The 19,961-nt window shown below is 48.4% G+C and carries 19 protein-coding genes; 4 read left to right on the top strand and 15 right to left on the bottom strand.

Features of this window, described 5'->3' with window-relative positions; translation table 11 throughout:
• Window positions 1–64: 64 nt before the first annotated feature.
• From MHH78_RS14450 to MHH78_RS14435, 4 genes are read right to left on the bottom strand one after another with little or no spacing between them, the layout of a single operon-like run.
• Window positions 65–223, bottom strand: a complete 159-nt coding sequence (locus tag MHH78_RS14450) for a hypothetical protein (protein ID WP_179090430.1) — start codon at window positions 221–223, stop codon at window positions 65–67.
• A gap of 40 nt (window positions 224–263) precedes the next feature.
• A complete protein-coding gene (locus tag MHH78_RS14445) occupies window positions 264–1,298 on the bottom strand; it encodes a radical SAM/SPASM domain-containing protein (RefSeq protein ID WP_341167786.1) in 1,035 nt (344 codons plus the stop codon).
• A 3-nt stretch (window positions 1,299–1,301) separates the two neighbouring features.
• Window positions 1,302–2,567 carry a radical SAM/SPASM domain-containing protein gene (locus tag MHH78_RS14440; protein ID WP_341167785.1) on the bottom strand — a complete coding sequence of 422 codons (1,266 nt, stop codon included), beginning with the start codon at window positions 2,565–2,567 and terminating at the stop codon, window positions 1,302–1,304.
• A complete protein-coding gene (locus MHH78_RS14435; protein ID WP_341167784.1) occupies window positions 2,521–4,221 on the bottom strand; it encodes an ABC transporter ATP-binding protein in 1,701 nt (566 codons plus the stop codon). Before MHH78_RS14435 ends, MHH78_RS14440 begins: the two co-directional genes overlap by 47 nt.
• Before the next feature lie 301 nt (window positions 4,222–4,522).
• Between MHH78_RS14435 and MHH78_RS14430 the strand changes: the two genes are divergently transcribed.
• A complete protein-coding gene (locus MHH78_RS14430) occupies window positions 4,523–5,434 on the top strand; it encodes a LysR family transcriptional regulator (RefSeq protein WP_036698036.1) in 912 nt (303 codons plus the stop codon).
• Window positions 5,435–5,513: 79 nt separating this feature from the next.
• On the opposite strand, the gene MHH78_RS14425 is transcribed toward MHH78_RS14430, so the two are convergent.
• A complete protein-coding gene (locus MHH78_RS14425; RefSeq protein ID WP_341167783.1) occupies window positions 5,514–5,711 on the bottom strand; it encodes a hypothetical protein in 198 nt (65 codons plus the stop codon).
• 442 nt (window positions 5,712–6,153) lie between these two features.
• On the opposite strand from MHH78_RS14425, the gene proB reads away from it, so the two are divergent.
• Genes proB through proC form a run of 3 tightly spaced genes read left to right on the top strand, consistent with a single transcriptional unit; the run spans window position 6,154 to window position 9,461 of the window.
• Window positions 6,154–7,257 (top strand): glutamate 5-kinase, encoded by a 1,104-nt coding sequence (proB, locus tag MHH78_RS14420; protein ID WP_036727210.1) that lies wholly within the window; start codon window positions 6,154–6,156, stop codon window positions 7,255–7,257.
• A 59-nt stretch (window positions 7,258–7,316) separates the two neighbouring features.
• Window positions 7,317–8,564, top strand: a complete 1,248-nt coding sequence (locus MHH78_RS14415; RefSeq protein WP_341167782.1) for a glutamate-5-semialdehyde dehydrogenase — start codon at window positions 7,317–7,319, stop codon at window positions 8,562–8,564.
• Window positions 8,565–8,594: 30 nt separating this feature from the next.
• The gene (proC, locus tag MHH78_RS14410) at window positions 8,595–9,461 is read left to right on the top strand and encodes a pyrroline-5-carboxylate reductase (RefSeq protein ID WP_036727214.1); all 867 of its coding nucleotides are present in this window, start codon (window positions 8,595–8,597) and stop codon (window positions 9,459–9,461) included.
• Window positions 9,462–9,798: 337 nt separating this feature from the next.
• Here the strand turns inward: proC and MHH78_RS14405 are convergent, their stop codons facing one another.
• From MHH78_RS14405 to MHH78_RS14360, 10 genes are all read right to left on the bottom strand, one after another.
• Window positions 9,799–10,566 carry a DnaD domain protein gene (locus tag MHH78_RS14405; RefSeq protein WP_341167781.1) on the bottom strand — a complete coding sequence of 256 codons (768 nt, stop codon included), beginning with the start codon at window positions 10,564–10,566 and terminating at the stop codon, window positions 9,799–9,801.
• Between the two features lie 25 nt (window positions 10,567–10,591).
• On the bottom strand, window positions 10,592–11,887 hold the full coding sequence (asnS, locus tag MHH78_RS14400; RefSeq protein ID WP_341167780.1) for an asparagine--tRNA ligase: 1,296 nt from the start codon (window positions 11,885–11,887) through the stop codon (window positions 10,592–10,594).
• Between the two features lie 21 nt (window positions 11,888–11,908).
• Complete coding sequence (locus MHH78_RS14395; RefSeq protein WP_076079208.1) at window positions 11,909–13,117, bottom strand: acetate/propionate family kinase; 1,209 nt, start codon at window positions 13,115–13,117, stop codon at window positions 11,909–11,911.
• Window positions 13,114–13,986 carry a 3-hydroxyacyl-CoA dehydrogenase family protein gene (locus MHH78_RS14390; RefSeq protein ID WP_076079207.1) on the bottom strand — a complete coding sequence of 291 codons (873 nt, stop codon included), beginning with the start codon at window positions 13,984–13,986 and terminating at the stop codon, window positions 13,114–13,116. The genes MHH78_RS14395 and MHH78_RS14390 overlap by 4 nt, the downstream gene beginning before the upstream one ends.
• 132 nt (window positions 13,987–14,118) lie before the next feature.
• Window positions 14,119–15,621, bottom strand: a complete 1,503-nt coding sequence (locus MHH78_RS14385) for an AAA family ATPase (protein WP_340939736.1) — start codon at window positions 15,619–15,621, stop codon at window positions 14,119–14,121.
• Window positions 15,614–16,156 (bottom strand): hypothetical protein, encoded by a 543-nt coding sequence (locus tag MHH78_RS14380; protein WP_245367976.1) that lies wholly within the window; start codon window positions 16,154–16,156, stop codon window positions 15,614–15,616. Before MHH78_RS14380 ends, MHH78_RS14385 begins: the two co-directional genes overlap by 8 nt.
• Window positions 16,157–16,381: 225 nt before the next feature.
• Window positions 16,382–17,143: an aminoglycoside adenylyltransferase domain-containing protein gene (locus tag MHH78_RS14375; RefSeq protein WP_341167779.1), complete on the bottom strand. Its 762-nt coding sequence runs from the start codon at window positions 17,141–17,143 to the stop codon at window positions 16,382–16,384.
• 198 nt (window positions 17,144–17,341) lie between these two features.
• Window positions 17,342–17,863 carry a cell wall elongation regulator TseB-like domain-containing protein gene (locus tag MHH78_RS14370; RefSeq protein WP_341167778.1) on the bottom strand — a complete coding sequence of 174 codons (522 nt, stop codon included), beginning with the start codon at window positions 17,861–17,863 and terminating at the stop codon, window positions 17,342–17,344.
• A gap of 29 nt (window positions 17,864–17,892) precedes the next feature.
• Window positions 17,893–19,194, bottom strand: a complete 1,302-nt coding sequence (locus MHH78_RS14365) for an amidohydrolase (protein ID WP_076079202.1) — start codon at window positions 19,192–19,194, stop codon at window positions 17,893–17,895.
• The gene (locus MHH78_RS14360) at window positions 19,184–19,834 is read right to left on the bottom strand and encodes a redox-sensing transcriptional repressor Rex (protein WP_036698060.1); all 651 of its coding nucleotides are present in this window, start codon (window positions 19,832–19,834) and stop codon (window positions 19,184–19,186) included. The genes MHH78_RS14365 and MHH78_RS14360 overlap by 11 nt, the downstream gene beginning before the upstream one ends.
• Window positions 19,835–19,961: the final 127 nt, after the last annotated feature.

Raw genomic sequence — 19,961 nt, 5'->3', positions numbered from 1 at the left:
TATATAAAAATAGACTAGGAATGCTGAAATGGTTTTTTTAAGTAAATTTACCTACTTATTCACATTAAAATGCGCAAGTAATTTTACAGCTGAATGTAACAGAGCAACCTGCTGGGTTAGAGGCACTTTTTCCAGACCAATCGGCACAATCATCTTTACAACCTTGCCCTTTTACTTCTAATGCATTAATTTTGTCCGCAATTTTTTTAATCTTTAAACTCATAATAAGTCCTCCTTCTTCGCATTCCTAGCTACTTCTATCTCTAAACTGATTTTAAAAAACTATAATTGGCATTTTCAAAAGCACATATTGTTGCTGAAGGACACAATCCGTCATCAGTTAATAATTCATTGAGGTATCGGCATCTTACAGTAAGACAACTGCTATAATTATTGCACCCTTCACATTCCATCATGTTGCAGTGATTAATTCTTGAGATATCTGCTAAGTAATCATTATTAATTCCTCCTAGATGTACTGAACCGATTTTATATTTAGTATCTCCTACAACATAGGAACACGGATAAATCTCTCCGGTTGGGTCAATGTGAATACTGCTATAACCGCCAGAACACTTATTTTTCTTGAAAATATTATTTTCTAAGATTGGAATTTCCACATTTTTTTCATCTAACTTATTCCTTAAATAATATTCTTTCAACAAACCAAGCTGATCTAAATAAGCATCTATATGTTTCTCATCCCAACTCTTATCGAAATAGTCAGGGATACAGACAATCACTAAGAATCCCAATTCTATCAAATGTTTAATACTTTCAAATAAATGAGAAACTGTTTGAGCACCAAATGTAACTCTAGCCCTAATATTCTTCCTTTTTTCCAATGTCATATTAACCTTATTTATAATTGCATCATAAGAACCTGTACCATTTGAGAATAGCCTTGTTTGATCGTGAACCTTTTTATCGCCATCAATACTTATTGAAAAATCGTAATTCATATTTTCCGCCAAGAATTCAATCTTCTTTTTGTCAAGTAACACTGCATTTGTTGTAATACCAAACATAACTTTTTTTTTATATGTGGCGAATAATAATCTCAGTCGTTCAGTAATGTATGTTATTAGGTCATAATTTAATAATGGCTCCCCTCCATGGAATTGTATAATTAATGGATCCTCTGACCAATTATCATTAGTACTATAGTTCTCTTGGATAAAATTAATTATTTGATCCGCAGTATTGCGATCCATATCTATTTCCTTTTTGTCGTTTCCTTCATAACAATAGCTGCATCTCAGGTTGCATGCTTTAGTTACCCAAATTCCTATTAACATTGCTCAATCCTCCCATACAATCCTTTGGAAGTTACGTTTCAGTTCTGGACAAACACTTTCATAAAAACCATCATTGCTCTCTATAAGATCTAAGTAATGCAAGCAATTCCAGCAAAATAAATTAACATCACAATCTTTACACTTTTCATGTTTATCAGGCTGTAAATACTCCCAATTTTGATATCCATCATATTTTTTAAATTCACCACTCCCCAGAAAACTGCTTAAATCTTCTATCTCCAATATATTGCCTACATAATATTTATCTCTCTCCAATAAACCGCAAGGATATATCTGTCCTTTACTATTTATATAAATCTCTTTAAATAACCCCCCACAGAGACAAATATGAACATCATCAATGTCAAGATTCATCATTCTTATTTCTTCAATTTGAACTTCTTTTTCTTTAGGCTGCAATGAATCTTTATTATCTTTTCCTCTTCCAATTGGGCTAAAAGCCCTTGCAATGCCACGGGTTCCTAATTCTTTATTTAATTCCTCAAATTGATTGCGTAATACATAGTTCTCCTTAGTCAAGACCATTGATAATGAAATTTTATCGAAATGGTGATTTTTTAATAATTCAACCGAATGCAAGACCTTGTTAAAAACTCCTTTTCCACGTATTGTTGAGCATGTGTCTTCATTAACACCATCAATACTAAAATCTATTGCTGATACATGCGCCACTAGTTGTTTCACATTTTCACTATTAATTAATGTCCCATTCGTCATTACTCTGATTTCACCATCGTAAATATCATTCAGGTGAGATAGAATCTCAAAAAAATCCTTCCTAATTAAAGGTTCTCCACCCGTTAAGCAAATACTCTTGGGTTTTGATTTAACCACTTTATTCAAAACCGTTTTTAGAACATCCGTGTCCAACGGATCGCTCAAATTTGTTAAGTCAGAATCCACGCAGCAATGTTTGCATCTGAGATTACATCTGTTGGTAATTGCTATATCCACACTGAAATTTTTATCAAACAGTAACATCTCTTCCGTATCGGCCAGCAAATTTTCTTTGTACAAAAGTTGCAACAGCTCGAAGAAGTATTCCTTATCTTCCTGGTCTTCAAACGCTTCAATCAGTTCATTAGTCGTTGCGCTTTCCTGCATGGCAAGTTTAAGTATTTCATAACATTCCTGACTCATTTTCATCCATTTTCCATTCCTTCGATTCCCTAAAATCACTTTGTTTCCATGAGTCAAAACTTTAGTAAACTGACCTAACATAATATTCCTGTTCATTTTCTTGTTCATTTTCTTGTTCCTCCGCTAGCATTATTTTTCTATCACATATATTTAAGATTTGCTCTCTATGTGTAATAATTAATGCTGTTTTTCCTTCTAGTTTTCTTCTAATCACATTGCAGATTACCTTTTCTGCTTCAATGTCCATAGCTGAAGTGGGTTCATCTAACAAGTAAATAGATTTATTCTGAAGGAAGAGGCGTATTAACGCTATCTTTTGTACTTGTCCACCCGAAAGATTTAATGAATTTTCTTTAATCATTGTATCGAGCCCATCAGGAAAATCATTTATTGCTAAGCAAAATTCCTTCATCGTCTCAATAATCTCATGATCACTATAGCGATTTTTAGTATCCAGAACATCCCTTAAAGAACCGCTTAATATAAATTCACTTTGTAATAAGCAACCGACTTGATGATGCAGATAATCCGTTTGGTAATCTCCAATAATCACTTCATCTATTAGAATTTCCCCTTTTTGAGGTACACAGAGCTTCGTAAAGAGTTTCATTAAGGTTGTCTTCCCGCATCCATTTTTGCCTACGATTCCTACTACTTCACCCGGTTGGACCTCCAATGATAACCCTTTCAATATTTGATTGGATTCTTCATAGCTAAAATCAATTCTATTCACACTAATCTTGCCTGATAGATCGAGGTCAGGGGTGTGATTTCCTTCTTGAATAACCTCTTTATTATCCAAAACTTCAAATATCCGTCTAAAAATAGGAATGTTTTTTTTGAAAGATATATACTCACTACCAATCGAATTTATTGGGCCAAACATTCTTTGCACATAAATGATTAAACTGAATAAAACACCTACTGTCATCGTCCCTGATAATACTCTTTGCGCCCCCATGAGCAGCACCACAAAAATAATGATTACGCTATAACTTGAAACAATACTAAACAACACAGTAATCATTCTTAATTGTTTTATTGCTTTTTCTACTACAGAACGGTTCTTCTTGCAGTAACCACTATAAGCACGTTTTACTTCACCAGCCATTTCAATATGATTCACATTATTTAGTATTTCATTTGTATAGGATGAGAAATCTGCAATTTCTTCTCTTAATGGCACCACATATGCTTCAATTTTTTTACCGTATTTTTTTTGAATTAAAGCAAATGAAAAAGTAAGCAATATTAATATGATTCCAATAGTTTTATCTATGTAGATTAAATATGCGGAAATGCCTACTGCAATTAATGTATTGGATAAAATTCCGCTTATTGATTTTGTAAAAAGGCTTTCTATTGATGAGATGTCTTCTTCTAAAACTGTAAACATGTCTCCAACCTTATGCTTGCTCCAAAAAGCTACATTGGTATTCATTAATTTTTCAAAAACCATTTCTTTTATTTCAGAAACAAAGCGTTGTGAAAATTTATAGAAGCTAACTTGATATAAATATTGGAAAGCAACCATCGTACATCCTACAATCAGCATAGTAATAGTGTAATTGGCAATATCTCCAATGTTCCTATTGCTTATTCCTAAGTCAACTATTTTACTTATGTAACTTGGAAATATAATTGACGAAACACTATAAATTAAAACAAATATTATGCATTTTATTTGTTGAAGTGTAAAATCCAAATATCTGAGTCGACTAGAACCGTTTAAGTACTGTAAGCACTTTATCCAGTAATACATTTAGTTTTATCCCTTCGATTTGTGTATTATTTTACTTTTTTAACAGTATTATTATCTATAAGACAATCATTTTCTTTCAATACATTCATAATAAACAGAAATGTAGAAATATGCCAGATTTCTCGACCGAATGGTGCCTCTTTCTCACCCAATGGTTGGTTATGCCAAATTTAAATCATTTTCCCAATATGACAGCTACTGCAACCCTTGTAAAAACCGATGTAATCAGACCGATTTATAGGATATACTTATAAGAAAGCGGATTACTATTGATGGTACCTAACCTGTAAGGAGGTTTGAAATGGAACTGCGTCAACTGCAATATGTCCTGCAAATTGCGGCTGAGCGTAATTTTTCCCGGGCAGCAGACAAGCTGCATATCGCTCAGCCTTCACTCAGCCAGCAACTCTCCAAACTGGAAAAAGAACTGGGTGTCCTTCTTTTCCAGCGCAATACCAGTTCAGTAGAGCTGACTCATGCCGGTAAGAAATTCGTCGAGCAGGCTCAGACCATCATTGATGCCGTAGAACTGCTGCGCCAGGAGATGTCGGATATATCCCAGCTGCGCACCGGACGGGTTGTGGTTGGCAGCATGCCGATCACCGGTGCGCATCTGCTGCCGCATGTGCTGCCTGCCTTCAAACGCAAATACTCCGAGGTTGAAATCACGCTGCTGGAGGACTCCTCCATGAATCTTGAGAAGCTGACAGCCAGCGGCCAGACAGATCTCAGCCTGCTATCCCTGCCACTGGAGATTCCGACTCTAGCTTATGAGGTTCTTGGAGAGGAACGGATCGACCTGGCAGTCCCGCCTGAGCATCCGCTGGCGGCGCGGATGCTGCTGGGTACACGAACTTCGCTGACCGAGCTTAAGGATGAACCGTTCATCGTGCTCAAAGAAGGACAGGGCTTCCGCAAAATGACGGTGGAGCTATGCCGTGGAGCCGGATTTGAGCCGCGGATTGTCTTCGAGAGCAACAATATGGAGACCGTCCAATCGCTTGTAGCCACCGGAATGGGCGTAACGCTCGTGCCACATTTCATTGCACGGGCACCGCGGAGTGAATTCGTGCCTGTCTACCTGCCTTTGGCTGAACCGGTACCCAGCCGTACTCTGGTTGTTGCTTACCGGCGCGGACGCTATTTGTCCCGTGCTGCGGAAGCTTTCATTGAAACCTTCCAGGCAACGGTCGCCGGACTGGCAGGCGAATAAGCCGGCGGAAACAAATGCCCATCCAGCTCTTATCATGAGGCCGGATGGTCATTTGCTGTATTTTGGCAGAAGCAATTATTTATTTGCGCAAATTATACTGCGTGATCATACGGTTCTGGTCATCGGGCATACGGGCAGTACTCTCGTCAACCGGTCCTTCTGTGCGGGAATCTCCGGCTTTTTCCTCGACAAATTCTCGGATCGCTTTGTTTTGAAATTCGGCGGCTTCATTGGAATTCTGATTCTGTTCCTGTCGGACAGTAGTCTTCTTACTCAATTCAATCCACCTCCTGGTAACTGATTATAAATACTTTACCCGTTCCCCTGAAGGACAACCAGGAAATCCGCTCCCTGCCCCAGCAGAAAAATATTCGTCCGGAGCTCTTTGCAAACCCTGCTTCCCCATGGTATTCTAAATGACAAATAGTGAAACGTGCAGACGGGACCAGTAAGAATTGGCGTATATTCGCGTGCAGAGAGTAAATTCAAAAAGGCTGGGAGAATTTACCGCGATTGTCCATTCCGAATCCTACCCCCGAGCGGCCTGCCCTGCAGGACGGATACTCCCGTTATGAGAATGAAGTCGGATGAACCCTCATCAATGAAGGTGGTACCGCGGAAGTTAACCAAGCTTTCGTCCTTTGCTAAGTCTAAGGATGGGGGCTTTTTGTCATTTTCGGGTGTACAGCGATTTAAATTTGAGAGGAAAGTGAAAGACAATGACGTCAAGAATTGTGGTCAAAATCGGCAGCAGCTCACTCACAGGTCCCGAAGGCGGCCTTAATCGTGAGGCGGTCGCCTTCTTCGCCGCCGAGATTGCAGCGCTCCGCAAGGACGGCTGTGAAGTGCTGCTGGTCACCTCCGGGGCGGTCGCAGCCGGCTTTCGGGGCATCGGCTATGCTTCCCGCCCAAGGCTGCTGCATGAGAAGCAGGCGGCGGCGGCGGTAGGACAGGTTATGCTGATGCAGGCTTATCAGGAGGCCTTCGCAGGCCACGGTATACCCACTGCTCAGATTCTCCTGACCCGTACGGACTTCTGCAGCCGCCGGGCCATGAACAACGCCATGATGACGGTTGAAGAATTGCTCCGCCAAGGCGCCGTGCCCGTGTTCAACGAGAACGATACTGTATCGGTGGATGAGCTGAAGTTCGGTGACAACGATACGTTATCGGCGCTGGTTGCCAATCTGCTGAAGGCCTCGCACCTGCTGGTGCTGACCGATATGGACGGCGTCTACAGCGGCGATCCCCGCAAGCACCCGGATGCTGTGCGGTATGAGCACATAGAAGAGATTACGCCTGAGATCTATGCCATTGCAGGCGGTGCGGGCTCAAGCGTGGGCACCGGCGGCATGCGCTCCAAGATCGACGCGGCCAAGATCGCCACGCGGGGCGGAGTTCCGGTCTTCGTGGGCCAGGTTAAGGAGCCAGGGGATTTATCACAGGCCGCAGCAGGGACGGGCAAGGGCACTTATTTTGCCACCACACTCTCCTCTCTGCCGGTCAAAAAACAGTGGTTGGGCTTCATGTCTACCCCGCTCGGATCACTGTATGTCGATGACGGTGCTGTTGAAGCGCTGCTCCACGGGGGCCATAGCCTGCTGCCGGTCGGGGTTAGACGGATTGAGGGAAGCTTCCATTCAGGGGATGTCGTCGAAGTGCTCGGCCCGGATGCGAAGCTGCTTGGGCGGGGCATCGTCAATTATGATGACAGCCAGCTCCGCAGCATTCAGGGGCTTCCGAGCCGCGAGATTGTGCCCAAGCTCGGTGAAGTGCACCGGCTGGAGGTGATCCACCGGGACGAATGGATCACACTGCGTTAATCTTGCACAACCTATTGTATATCCATGTGCCAACATAATTTTTTTGAGGAGGAATTGCCATGAGTGAAGTGGTTAACAAGACAATGCTGGCCAAAGCAACCACAGGGGTACTCGCAAGCCTGACTACCGCCCAGAAGAATGAAGCCCTGCTGGTGATGGCTGCCGCCCTGCGTGCCGAAGCTGATTACATTATTGCCGCCAACGCCGAAGACCTGGAGCGCGGCCGGTTGAACGGGACACCGGAGTCGATGCTCGACCGGCTGGCCTTGGATGCGGGACGGATTGACAGCATAGCCGAAGGCTTGCAGCAGATTGCCGTTCTGCCTGATCCGGTTGGAGACAATCTGGAGACGATCGAACGGCCAAACGGCCTGCACATTGAGAAGGTACGGGTTCCGCTTGGAGTCATCGGCATTATCTATGAAGCACGCCCCAACGTCACCGTTGACGCTGCCGGACTGTGCCTTAAGACCGGCAATGCCGTGGTGCTGCGCGGCGGCTCCTCCGCCCTCTACTCCAACCGTGCCATTGCCGAGGTGCTGCACCGCGCACTTGCTGGTACCGCCCTTCCGCCGGATGCCTTGCAACTGATCGAAGATCCTAACCGTTCCTCCGTGGATGAAATGCTGAAGCTGAACGGACTGCTGGATGTCATCATCCCGCGCGGAGGAAGCTCTCTGATTCAGAATGTGGTTCTGAACGCCACCGTACCGGTTATTGAAACAGGAGCAGGCATATGCCATACTTATCTGGATGCAAGTGCCAATCCGGAAATGGCCCGGCGTATTAGCGTGAATGCGAAGGCCCAGCGGCCTTCGGTCTGCAATTCAATGGAGACACTGCTGGTTCACCGTGCTTACGCCGAAGAACACCTCGCCGCACTTGCCGAAGCCTTCCGCGAGGCCCGTGTGGAGCTGCGCGGCTGCCAGGATACCGTTGCTCTTATCCCTTGGGCTGTGCCTGCCACACCAGAGGACTTCGCTACAGAATACAACGATTATATTCTAAATATTCGTATCGTTGACACGCTGGAAGAGGCTCTCGGACATATCGCGGAATTCGGCACCAAGCATTCCGAATGTATTGTAACTGAAGACGCGGCGAATGCTGCACGCTTCCTGCAGGAGATTGACGCTGCAGCGGTATATCACAATGCATCTACCCGGTTCACAGACGGCTTTGAGTTCGGCTTCGGTGCCGAGATCGGCATCAGCACCCAGAAGCTCCATGCCCGCGGGCCAATGGGACTGCCTGCATTGACTTCAAGCAAATATATGATTCACGGCTCCGGCCAAATCAGGGGTTAACTCACTCAACTTATAGGGGGACTGCCAGCCATGTGCCAGCAACCAGCAATTCCGCTCATCAATCATAATATCGTTTTTTACGGCGCAGGCTCGATGGCTGAGGCCATTGTGCGGGGATTGATCGCCCGGAATGTAGTGGAATCGGGCCGAATTATTATGCTGAACCGCAGCAGCAGCGAGCGCCTGGCTGAGCTCCGCAGCCGGTACGGCGTGCTCGGCTATAATGCTCCCGAGTCCAAGCTCGAGGCTCTGCGCACTGCGCCGGTCATCGTTCTAGCCATGAAGCCCAAAGACGCTGCCGAAGCGCTCCGTTCACTCGGACCGCTGCTGTCGCCGGATCAGCTCGTCATCTCCGTCATTGCCGGGCTGACCATCCGTACGATGCAAGGCTTACTGGGTAATCCGCAGCCTGTGGTCCGCACCATGCCGAACACCTCTAGCTCCATCGGCCTTGGTGCTACCGGGATTGCCTTCTCCAAGGAGGTTGGCGAAGACAGCCGCCGTACAGCACTTAACATCTTCGAAGCGATCGGCCTGACGGCGGTCATTGACGAAGAACGGATGGAGACCTTAACAGGGATCTCCGGCAGCGGACCGGCTTACATCTATTACATGATGGAAGCGATGATCGCTGCCGGTATCCGCGGAGGGCTGCCGCTTGCGCAGAGCCGTGAGCTGACCGTCCAGACCGTGCTTGGCGCAGCCCGGATGGTGCAGCAGACGGGTGAAGAGCCTGCCGCGCTCCGCAAGAAGGTAACCTCGCCGAACGGATCTACCCAGGCGGCCATTGAAGTACTGGAGCGCGGCGATTTCTTCGAGACCGTCATTTCCGCCGTCAACCGCTGTGCGGAACGCTCACGCGAGATGGGTTCGGCTCTGGAGCAGGAGCTGCACTAATTATTTGGCCTAGTTATTGATATTCTTACTACAACATAACAGCCCGCAGTTCCTTCCATGTGAAGGGACTGCGGGCTGTGTGCTGTGTGCTGGTTGTGAGGCATAATTCCGCCGGCTTCGACCGAAATCTAGTGCATTTATACCCCTCATTTTGCTCATTAAGCTACTTTTGCTGAATTCAGCGGCACTTCAGCCCCTCACCCCCGCTCCCCTCCCACTTTCCGCCAACTCACAAGCAGGAAATCAAAAAAAGTGCCCCTTAAGCCACATACATGACTTAAGAGACACCTTAACCGGCCGGGACTTGCCCTGGACCGGCATCTCTAACTCGCTCCGCTCATCTGCCGCCGCCCCGGAATTTCTGGGAATAGGCTTTGACATCCTGGGCATTCTTCACCCGGTTACGGGCCCATTCCAGCAGAATGCGGTCAATGTAACGGAAATGAACCTTTCCTGCAAAGACCGACTCCTTCAGCGCGAGCAGGATCAGCTCCTCGGGATAGCGGTCTTCATCCACCCAGCCGGAAATAGATTCACATTCCATGGGGGACAGCGGACGCCCGAATTCCTTCTCGAAAATGCTGAACAGACTGCGTCCGTCCTCTGACTCCTTGTCACCCGGCACAGCCGGGCGGCCATAGCCGCCATCCGGTGCGGTAGCCCCGGAGTAATGAGCCACTGCACGGGCACCCAGCTCCCGCCCGCTCTGGCTGGGCTTTTCCTGGGCATTCTCCCGGGTGAGTTCCGCCAGATAAGCTCCCAGCTTCGCGTATAGGCCGGAGAAGTTATAGCGCTCATAATGGATGTCTCTCAGCTCGTCATTATCTCCGTCAATGCTGATGAACCCTTCCTTCATAAGCTTCTGCAGCTCTCCGGCAATCACCGGAATACTGCGCCCGGTTACTGCCTGCAGCTCCTCCAGGGAAGGGAAATCAATCCCCTCCACCTGTCTGAAGGAGAGCAGGTGAATCAGCAGCATGGATTCACTGCCGGTCAGATTCAGCTTCCGGTAATATTTCAGGAGTGCATAAGGAATGACGGCCATTCCGTTCTCCAGGCCGAAGGCTACGCCCTCGCCCCAGGTATTCCAACCTTTTCCGTCCATACTTAAGCCCCCCTTTCCCTATTCTTTAAGGGTAAAGACGGTACAGTGTACGAGGGAAGGCAATGGTCTCACGGACATGGTCCAGACCGCAGATCCATGCTACAGTACGCTCCAGCCCCAGACCGAAGCCGGAGTGTGGAACCGTGCCGTAGGTGCGCAGATCCATGTACCATTTGTAGGTATCCATCGACAGGTTATGTTCCTTAAAGCGGGCCTCCAGCAGCGCCGGATCATCGATACGCTGTGAACCGCCAATGATCTCCCCGTAGCCTTCAGGAGCGATCATATCCGCACACAGCACCACTTCCGGACGATCAGGATGCGGCTTCATATAGAAAGCCTTGAAGGAAGCCGGATAGTGGGTAATGAAGACCGGTCTGTCGCTCATCTCGGCAATCGCCGTCTCATGAGGAGCCCCGAAATCATCGCCCCAGGCAATTTCATAGCCTTTTTCGTTCAGGAACTTAATCGCATCGTCATAGCTGATACGCGGGAATGGCGCTTTGATGTTCTCCAGCTTCGAGACATCGCGGCCCACCGCTTCCAGCTCGGCGCGGCAATTCGTAAGCACGGACTGCACGACAAAGCTGATGAAATCCTCCTGCACGCACAGGCTCTCTTCATGATCGGTGAAGGCCATTTCCGGCTCAATCATCCAGAACTCAATCAAGTGGCGGCGGGTCTTGGATTTCTCTGCACGGAAGGTAGGCCCGAACGAATAGACGCGTCCCAGAGCCATGGCTGCAGCTTCCATGTACAGCTGTCCGCTTTGGGTAAGATACGCATCCTCTTCGAAGTACTTGGTGTGGAACAGGTTGGTCGTGCCTTCCGCTGACGTTGGTGTCAGAATCGGCGGGTCCACCTTCGTGAAGCCGCGCTCATTGAAGAACTGCTGAACCGCGCGGATAATCTCCGCACGAATGACCATTACTGCCCGCTGCTTGGAGGAACGCAGCCAGAGATGACGGTGATCCATCAGGAAATCGACGCCATGCTCCTTAGGTGTGATTGGATAATTCTCGGTAAGATGCAGAATTTCAATGCCCGTAACCGTCAGCTCGTAGCCTGACTGGCTGCGGGGCTCCTCACGGATGATTCCGGTCACATACAGCGAGCTTTCCTGGGTCAGGCTCTTGGCATCATCCCAGACCTGCTCAGGCACTTCCGATTTGACCACAACACCCTGAATATAACCGGTACCGTCCCGAAGCTGCAGGAACTGAATTTTACCGCTGGAGCGCTTGTTGTTGACCCAACAGCCGATGACAACAGTCTCTCCGACATGCTCATTCACGTTCTTGATTACACTTTTGTTAGCCATGCCTACTATCTCTCCTCTAATTTAGCCGTTAACTCCTTGCACAATACGATAGGTATCGCGTGCGATCACAAGCTCTTCGTTCGTTGGAACCACGAGCACCTGTACCTTGGAATTGGCTGTAGAGATACGCCGAGGATCACCCGAACGGACCTTGTTGGCTTCTGCATCCAGCTCGATTCCGAGGAACGTAAGATTGTTCAGTACTTTTTCGCGCAGCAGGGAAGCATTCTCGCCTACACCAGCAGTGAATACAATTACGTCTACCCCATTCATGGCAGCTGCATAAGAACCGATATATTTACGCAAACGGTACTCGTACATTTCAAAAGCAAGCGTTGAGTTAGGCTCGCCTTTCTCCGCACCGTCAATAATATCACGCATGTCACTGCTCACGCCAGAGATGGCCAGAAGTCCGCTGTGCTTGTTCAGCATGGAGTTCACTTCACCGACAGACAGTTCTTCCTTATTCATTACATAAGGAACAATAGCCGGGTCAAGGTCACCACTGCGTGTACCCATCATCAGACCTTCCAGCGGAGTCATCCCCATCGAAGTGTCAACAGAAATGCCGCCGTTAACTGCAGTTACGCTGGCACCGTTACCGATGTGGCAGGTGATAATTTTGAGGTCGCCAAGCGGACGGTCCAGATACTCTGCAGCAGCCTTGCTGACGAAATCATGGGAGGTTCCGTGCGCGCCATAACGGCGTACTTTGTATTTGTTGTAAAGCACTCTCGGGATGGCATACATATAAGCCTTCTCAGGCATCGTCTGGTGGAAGGCCGTATCGAATACAACGACCTGCGGCACACCGGGCATATTATTCTCGGATGCGGTAATCCCCATCATCGCAGCCGGGTTATGCAGCGGCGCAAGGTCGAACAGCTGGCGGATCTTGGTCTTCGCATCGGCATCGACCAGCGCGGAGGATTTGAAGAATTCCCCCCCGTGCACTACACGGTGGCCCACTGCATTAATCTCATCGGTGGATGCGATAACGCCATGCTCTTTGTCTGTCAGACAAGCAAGTACTTTACGGATTGCCGTATTGTGCTCCAGAATTTCGCTTACTTCGGTTACTTCCTGCTTGCCGGTCGGCTTATGGTTCAGAATGGATGAATCCATTCCAATACGTTCTACCAGGCCTTTGGCAAGTACAGATTCATCGGTCATATTGTACAGCTGGTATTTCAATGAAGAACTGCCGGAATTAATAACTAAGATATTCATACACGGTCACCATCCTTGTCATACTTGAAGAAGCCTTCGCCCGATTTTGCACCCAGTTGTCCGGCACGCACCATCTTTTTGAGAATTGTAGATGGACGATACTTGAGTTCGCCGTATTCACGGAACATATTCTCCAGTGCGGCAAGAACGGAATCCAGACCGAAGCGGTCTGCCATTTCAAGCGGCCCGTTCTGGAACTGGTAGCCGATACGCATAGCGTCATCAATATCTTCAGGAGAAGCGACACCTTCCTGCAGCACATGCATAGCCTCGTTAATGAACAGGCAAATGAGGCGCGAAGATACAAATCCGGGGGATTCGTAGATCATAACGCCTTTTTTCTCTACAATCTCATCGACAAAGGCTTTGGTATCTTCAAATGTGCTGTCCGAGGTCTTCAGGCCGCGCACGATTTCAACCAGATCAACCTTTCCTACAGGATGTATGAAGTGCATGCCGATAACGCGTTCCGGATACATTGTAGAGCTTGCAAGCTCCGTCAAGCTGAGCGTTGACGTATTGCTCGCAAGAATAATGTGACTCGGACACACCTGATCGAGCTGATTGAATACCTTTTGCTTCGCCTCCAGATCTTCAACGATGGTCTCAATGACCATATCGCAGGAGCTGAGTTCAGCGAAATGTGTAACCTTCTGGATACGGGACAGAATCAGCTTCTTCTCCGCCTGGGTAATCGCCCATTTCTCCAGCTGCTTGTCCAGACTGGTCTCGATCATTTCGTAGGAGTAGTTCAGTCTTTCAGCAGTTTTCTCCACCAGCATAACATCCAGGCCCTTGGCTGCCAGCATTTCGGCAATCCCTTGTCCCATTGTGCCTCCGCCGATGACACCGATCTTTTTAAAATTCATGTAAAAGTCTCCATCCTTTCAGGTATCTATACTTCTGTATTGTACCTTGTCTGTCGAAAAAAATAAGTAGCCCGACATATAATGATATCTTAGCATGTCTGAAAAGTAAAAAAAAATAACCGGCATAAAGAATTATGCCGGTAAAAGGACACTGTCACGAAATTGACAACGAAATTGCTCTCCGGAGAGAACTTCTTCCTTCATTAAAATGTCAAGGGAGTAATCAAATATATTTCTCTGCTGCTCCAGCAGGTCATTCGTGCGGATCATAAGTTCATCCAGTATCTTACTGTTTTCCTTCATTAATTCTTCAGTGGTAACCATTTGCAGATTCGCAATGCCGAGCGAGGTGAGCCCTGACTTCATCATGGTCTCGACGATATTCAGCGCCTGATCGAAGTCTCCACGGGAACCGGTACTGCGTCCGCCGTAATACATCTCTTCGGCAGCCGCTCCTCCCAGGGCAATCATGATCTGGTTCTCCAGGTAATCCTTCGTGTACAGATACTGCTCGGTCTGCGGATTATGCCGGACATACCCTAGAGCCTGACCGCGCGGGGTAAGTGTTACCTGGCTAACGCTTCCGGGGCGCAGCAGCTCAGCCATAATAGCATGTCCAAGCTCATGAATCGCTACCCGCTTCTTCTCTTCATGGTTGGTCTCACGGTCGGTCTTCTCACCCATCATGACCTTGTCGATCGCCATCGACAGATGACGCTGCTCTACCAGGGTCAGATTCTCACGCATCATGTAGATCGCGGCTTCGTTCATCACGCTCTCCAGCTGCGCACCCGAGAAGCCGTAAGCTTCTTCGGCGATTTTATCCAGATCCACGGTATCATGCAGCGGCTTGTTCTTGGCATGCAGGTCGAGAATCGACTTGCGGCCCTTCTTGTCAGGCATATCCACCTGAATATGGCGGTCAAAACGCCCCGGGCGAAGCAGCGCAGAATCAAGCATCTCCTTGCGGTTCGTTGCGGCTACCAGCAGGATGCGCGGGGTATCGTTGTTATAAATCCCGTCCATCTCCGTCAGCAGCTGATTGAGGGTCTGATCATATTCACGCTGCTGTCCGCCTTCTCGCTTCCCGCCGATGACGTCGATTTCATCAATGAAAATAATGGCGCTTTGCTTATTCTCCTTGAGTGCGCGTGTGCGGGCATCCTTGAACAAATCGCGTACGCGTCCCGCACCCACACCGACATACATCTCAACGAATTCACTACCCGAGGCAGCTACAAACACGGAGCCCGTATAATGCGCAGCAGCCTTAGCCATCAGCGTCTTTCCTGTTCCCGGAGGACCTGTAAGCAGAATTCCCTTAAGCGGGCGAATCCCGAACTTGCTGATTTCTTCATGCCGGATCAGGAAGTCCAGCGCTTCACGCAGCTCCTGCTTGGCATTGTCCTGTCCGCCGATCTCTTCAAAAGTCAGCTTGGAGGGGCCGTTCTTCTTGCGCTTCTTATCTGCACCTGCATTAACTGTCAGACCACCACGGGCATGGGCAATGAACAGGAGCGCGGCAACCATACCCAGCGCTATGATTACAGGGAAGATATTAATCCCCACAAAAGCCATAAAAATCAGCATGACCGGAACGAATCCGGCTACAACCTCTTTCCAGTACTTAGGCATTGTTCCACACTCCCATCTTGGCTGCTGCACGCGGCAGAATGATAAATTTGCTCTCAGTGCCGTTGCTCAGGCTTACATACACATTATTGTCATCAATCTCTGTGGTAGCTGTAACCCCGCTGTACTTGCTGTCCTGCTCCTTAAGTCCATCCAGCTTCGCTGGTATCAATGTATACTTCCGGCTCTCCATCGCTTCCGCTACAGAGAACATCGCTTTATCCCAATACTCATCCAGCAGCTCACTCGGCTTCTGTTCCACATCCAGCTTCAGGGTCCGGCCGTCAATAGCAGTGCTGCCTTCTCTTGATACGTACTGCACCAGCTCACGTAATTTCGTGCCCGGCTGCAAATCCAGTTTCAAAGTGACCTCATTGCGTTTAATAGTAATATGGGAATCCTTCACTCCCTCGTAGGATGATACCAGCTTCTGCAGCGGCTCCTGTACCGCGAATGTACGGTAGGAATACCAGCCACCAAACAATAATGCAGCAGACAGCAGAGACGTTAGCAGTACAGGCATAAGACGCAGTTTCAAGAAACGTCCTCCTCTCAAAAATGACCGAGCATAACTCTATAATAAAGACCAGCCAGCGTGTCTAGCGCCCTTCCGAGACTGACATGCTCTTTAGCATGTCTTAGTACAAGTAGTAGTATATCATAGGTGTATATACGATTTTACATAAAGTTGTGAATATATTTAAAATTTTTGATACTAATTTCTGGATGTTTCATGCGCTTATCATTTTTGCCCGGCCAATCTTTAGTTCGGAGTCCGCTTGATTTCAGCCATTATATATTCCGCAAAATCAGTTAATTCGCCCGGTTCATAGCCTTCGGCGACTGCCGCACCGCTATATTCCTTCAGACACTGTCTAAGCAAGCCGTGATAGACTTCAGGCAACTGCTGCAGCCCCCACTCCCCGCCTTCCTTCTTGGAAGAAACATGACCTTCCTGCATATAATAGAGTACCCTGCATAGATTCAGTGTGTAATACACCGGTGATTTCTTAATATTCTGCGGCGCATCATCGATATCCCTGATAATGGAATCCAGATAGTACCTGTTGTCTACCGGCGCAAAGGCCTCGCGGATCAGCTCCCCGAACAAGATAAACCCGCGATGGTAGACTACTGCAAAATGCGCCGCCAGATCAGCATCCTCAAAGCCGCCGCACAGATAATTCTCATCAGTTCTGTACCGCTCTAAATGTGCTTCCGAAAAGTGAAATTCAAAAGGCGTAGGATACACAAAATTGCGCAGGTATGTCTTAAGGACGATAGATAGTTCAATTCCGCGCTTATTCGGCAGACTGTCATGATAAGCTACAATACGACTGGCAAGTCTATGACTGACCTCTGCGGGCAGCTTGTCATGTACGACGATCAGCAGATCGATATCGCTGGTATCGGGGTGAAAACAGCCCATCGCCAGTGAGCCATGCACGTAAATTCCCGACAGATTCTCCCCCAGCTCCTCCTTGAACAGATCCACCGCCTGATACAAATAGGACAAAATTTCCATATTATCAATTCCCCCTGTCTAAAATTCCGTCTCCTGTGGCTGATCTAATATACATGAATGGTATTGCAACCCGTATATACTCTCAAGCCCATGAACGGCTCTAACCTGTTCTTTACTCTTATGGATACACCAAAAAAAGCGGGAGCACAGTATCACTGTATCTCCCACTTCTCCTATAATCCAAGCCTGGCCGTCCGCTTAACGGTTCGGCAGACTGTACCCCTCACCAATGGCACTGCCATCCTTGAAGCGGTAAAAATTATAATAGAATCGCCCGTCTTTTTTGTAAAATAGCTGCCAGGCATATTCCCCGTTGTATACACCGGGCAGCAGCCGTTCGATCGTAATGTCCGGCAGCTGAGCGGCTATGATTCCGCGCATTTTCTCTTCTGAGGTGCCATTGCTCAGTTCCTCAGCATACAGGTCGTTGTCGCCTCCGGCAGGCTTGCCCTCCAAGGTGAAACGGACCCACACCATCAAATCGGTCCCTGCTTCATTTTTACCGGTCAGCACCCAGTAGATCTCATTCTCATTCCATACAGATTTCTGGGCCTTGGTTACCTCTGTTAGTCCGGCACGCGCCCGGGCCAGCTCCTTGGCCTCACTCCGCTCGTTCCACTGGTCCTTCATAATGTAGGCATAGAACTGGCTTAGTCCGAACAGAAGGAGCAGCACCACGGTAATCCCCAGCCAGATCCATTTTCCCCTCTTCTTCTTCACCACGCTGCTTCCTTTCCCGTTCCCCTGAATTACCGTTTAAGCAGGCTCTCGAACGTCTCCTGTGCTTTGCGGCGGATGGCTTCTTCATCAAGTGTCAGGCATTGTCCATGCTTCACAACCTGCTGGCCGTTCACCCATACATGCTCTACATCCTTGGCACTTGCCGAATATACGGCATGGGAGAGCAGATCGGTATGCGGCAGCAGATGAGGCTGGTCAATATCAAGTGCGATGAAGTCGGCCTTCATTCCTGCTGCAAGCCGGCCTACCCCGCTTAGGAAAATAGACTGCGCCCCGTACTCCGTAGCCATCAGAAGCGCCTCAGGAGCCGGTACCGCTGTAGGATCACCGCTTACGCCCTTGTGGATCAGAGCCGCCAGCCTCATCTCTTCGAACATATCCAGATTGTTGTTGCTTGCCGCGCCGTCTGTACCCAGGGAGACCTTAATCCCGGCTCTCAGCAGTTCAGGAACACGAGCAACCCCGCTGGCCAGCTTCAGGTTACTGCCGGGGTTATGCGACACGCCAACGTTATGGCGGGCCAGAATCCCGATCTCTTCATCGTTCAGATGAACCCCGTGGGCAATGAGCGAAGGACGGGTGAACATTCCGAGCTTCTCCAGATGTGCGACCGGACGCAGGCCGTAGTCGGCCACGTTCTGTTCCACTTCATGGCGCGTCTCGGACATATGGGTGTGCATTGGCAGGTCCAGATCATGGGCAGCCTGCACAAACTTCATGAAAAACTCTGGAGGACAGGTGTACGGGGCGTGCGGTGAGAGCATGGTCGTAATTCTGCCGTCAGCCTTGCCGTGCCAGTTACGGGCAAAAGCAATCGCCTCAGCGAGCTTCGCTTGCTGTACCTCTTCCGGGCACAGCCCAATTACGCCGCGCATCAACACCGCACGAATACCGGACTGCTCGGTCACTTCCGCTACCCGGTCCATATGATCATACATATCGAGGAAGGTGGTTGTGCCGCCCTTCAGCATCTCCAGCACGGACAACGAGGTTCCCCAATATACATCATCACCAGTGAATTTCTCTTCCATCGGCCACATCTTCTCCTGCAGCCAAGACTGAAGCACCATATCGTCGCCGTATCCGCGCAGCAGTGACATTGCAGTATGACCATGGGTATTGACCAGACCAGGCATGAACAGCAGACGGCTGCCGTCTACGACCTGTGCGCCATCCTCCACTACTGGCTCAGCTTCACCTATGTAAGTAATCAAATCATTCTCCAGGGTCATGTACCCGCTCAGAACCGGCTTGTCACTGCCCGGAACCAGGAAGTGCCCATTCTTGATTATCGTGATCTTACTGCTCATCTTCAGCCTCATCCTTTCCATCATGCAAATAATAGGCCAAGCTCTGCAGATCTGTGGTGAAATCTGCGGCATGAATCCGGATATTGGCAGGCGTCTTGAGAATAACCGGTGCGAAGTTCAGAATCGCCTCGATACCGGAATCGACAAGAATATCAGCTACGTTCTGGGCTTCGCTGTCGGGCACGGTAATAATCCCGATCCGGATGCCCTGCGAACGGATTGTACTGCTTAGCTCCTCCATCGGCTGCACAACCAGCGAGTTGATTTGCTGGCCCACCTTCGGCGGGTAGGCATCGAAGATGGCAGTAATCTTCATCGTATCCTTTAAGTAAGCGTTGTAGTTTGACAAGGCATGACCGAGATTACCGGCTCCAACCAGTGCAACATTAATTTGCTGGTCAAGCTTCAGGATATGGCGGATCTTCTCAATCAGATAAGATACATCATAGCCGATGCCTTTTCTGCCAAAATCACCGAAATAAGCCAAATCCTTACGGATCTGGGCGGGATTCAGATCAAGCTTCTGGCCCAGCTCCTGGGAAGAGACTGTGGAGATTTCACGTTTTTGGAGATCGTTCAGGAAACGCAGGTACACTGGTAGCCTGCGCACGACGGCCTCCGATATTTTATCCGATTTCATGTATTCTCCTCCTTAAAAGTTGTGTTAGACCCGTACAATTATAGCAACCGTGCCCCGCCGCCTGCCGGAGTGGCAGGGCAGGCGGGAACGGATCTTCAGGTTAATCATGACTTATTAATAATAGCAA

The sequence above is a fragment of the Paenibacillus sp. FSL H3-0333 genome (genome assembly GCF_038002805.1).
GTDB lineage: Bacteria > Bacillota > Bacilli > Paenibacillales > Paenibacillaceae > Paenibacillus_AQ > Paenibacillus_AQ silagei.
Note: the sequence above shows the minus strand (reverse complement) of the source record. Positions and strands in the feature narration are given on the sequence as shown.

Bases quoted from the DNA above. Each gene is read 5' to 3' on its own strand.
- proB (WP_036727210.1), top strand. From the start codon at position 6,154: ATGACGTCAAGAATTGTGGTCAAAATCGGCAGCAGCTCACTCACAGGT.
- MHH78_RS14445 (WP_341167786.1), bottom strand. From the start codon at position 1,298: ATGTTAATAGGAATTTGGGTAACTAAAGCATGCAACCTGAGATGCAGC.
- MHH78_RS14360 (WP_036698060.1), bottom strand. From the start codon at position 19,834: ATGAAATCGGATAAAATATCGGAGGCCGTCGTGCGCAGGCTACCAGTG.
- asnS (WP_341167780.1), bottom strand. From the start codon at position 11,887: ATGGCTAACAAAAGTGTAATCAAGAACGTGAATGAGCATGTCGGAGAG.
- MHH78_RS14415 (WP_341167782.1), top strand. From the start codon at position 7,317: ATGAGTGAAGTGGTTAACAAGACAATGCTGGCCAAAGCAACCACAGGG.
- MHH78_RS14435 (WP_341167784.1), bottom strand. From the start codon at position 4,221: ATGTATTACTGGATAAAGTGCTTACAGTACTTAAACGGTTCTAGTCGA.
- MHH78_RS14385 (WP_340939736.1), bottom strand. From the start codon at position 15,621: ATGCCTAAGTACTGGAAAGAGGTTGTAGCCGGATTCGTTCCGGTCATG.
- MHH78_RS14375 (WP_341167779.1), bottom strand. From the start codon at position 17,143: ATGGAAATTTTGTCCTATTTGTATCAGGCGGTGGATCTGTTCAAGGAG.
- MHH78_RS14440 (WP_341167785.1), bottom strand. From the start codon at position 2,567: ATGAACAAGAAAATGAACAGGAATATTATGTTAGGTCAGTTTACTAAA.
- MHH78_RS14430 (WP_036698036.1), top strand. From the start codon at position 4,523: ATGGAACTGCGTCAACTGCAATATGTCCTGCAAATTGCGGCTGAGCGT.
- MHH78_RS14390 (WP_076079207.1), bottom strand. From the start codon at position 13,986: ATGAATTTTAAAAAGATCGGTGTCATCGGCGGAGGCACAATGGGACAA.
- MHH78_RS14405 (WP_341167781.1), bottom strand. From the start codon at position 10,566: ATGGACGGAAAAGGTTGGAATACCTGGGGCGAGGGCGTAGCCTTCGGC.
- MHH78_RS14450 (WP_179090430.1), bottom strand. From the start codon at position 223: ATGAGTTTAAAGATTAAAAAAATTGCGGACAAAATTAATGCATTAGAA.
- proC (WP_036727214.1), top strand. From the start codon at position 8,595: ATGTGCCAGCAACCAGCAATTCCGCTCATCAATCATAATATCGTTTTT.
- MHH78_RS14395 (WP_076079208.1), bottom strand. From the start codon at position 13,117: ATGAATATCTTAGTTATTAATTCCGGCAGTTCTTCATTGAAATACCAG.
- MHH78_RS14365 (WP_076079202.1), bottom strand. From the start codon at position 19,194: ATGAGCAGTAAGATCACGATAATCAAGAATGGGCACTTCCTGGTTCCG.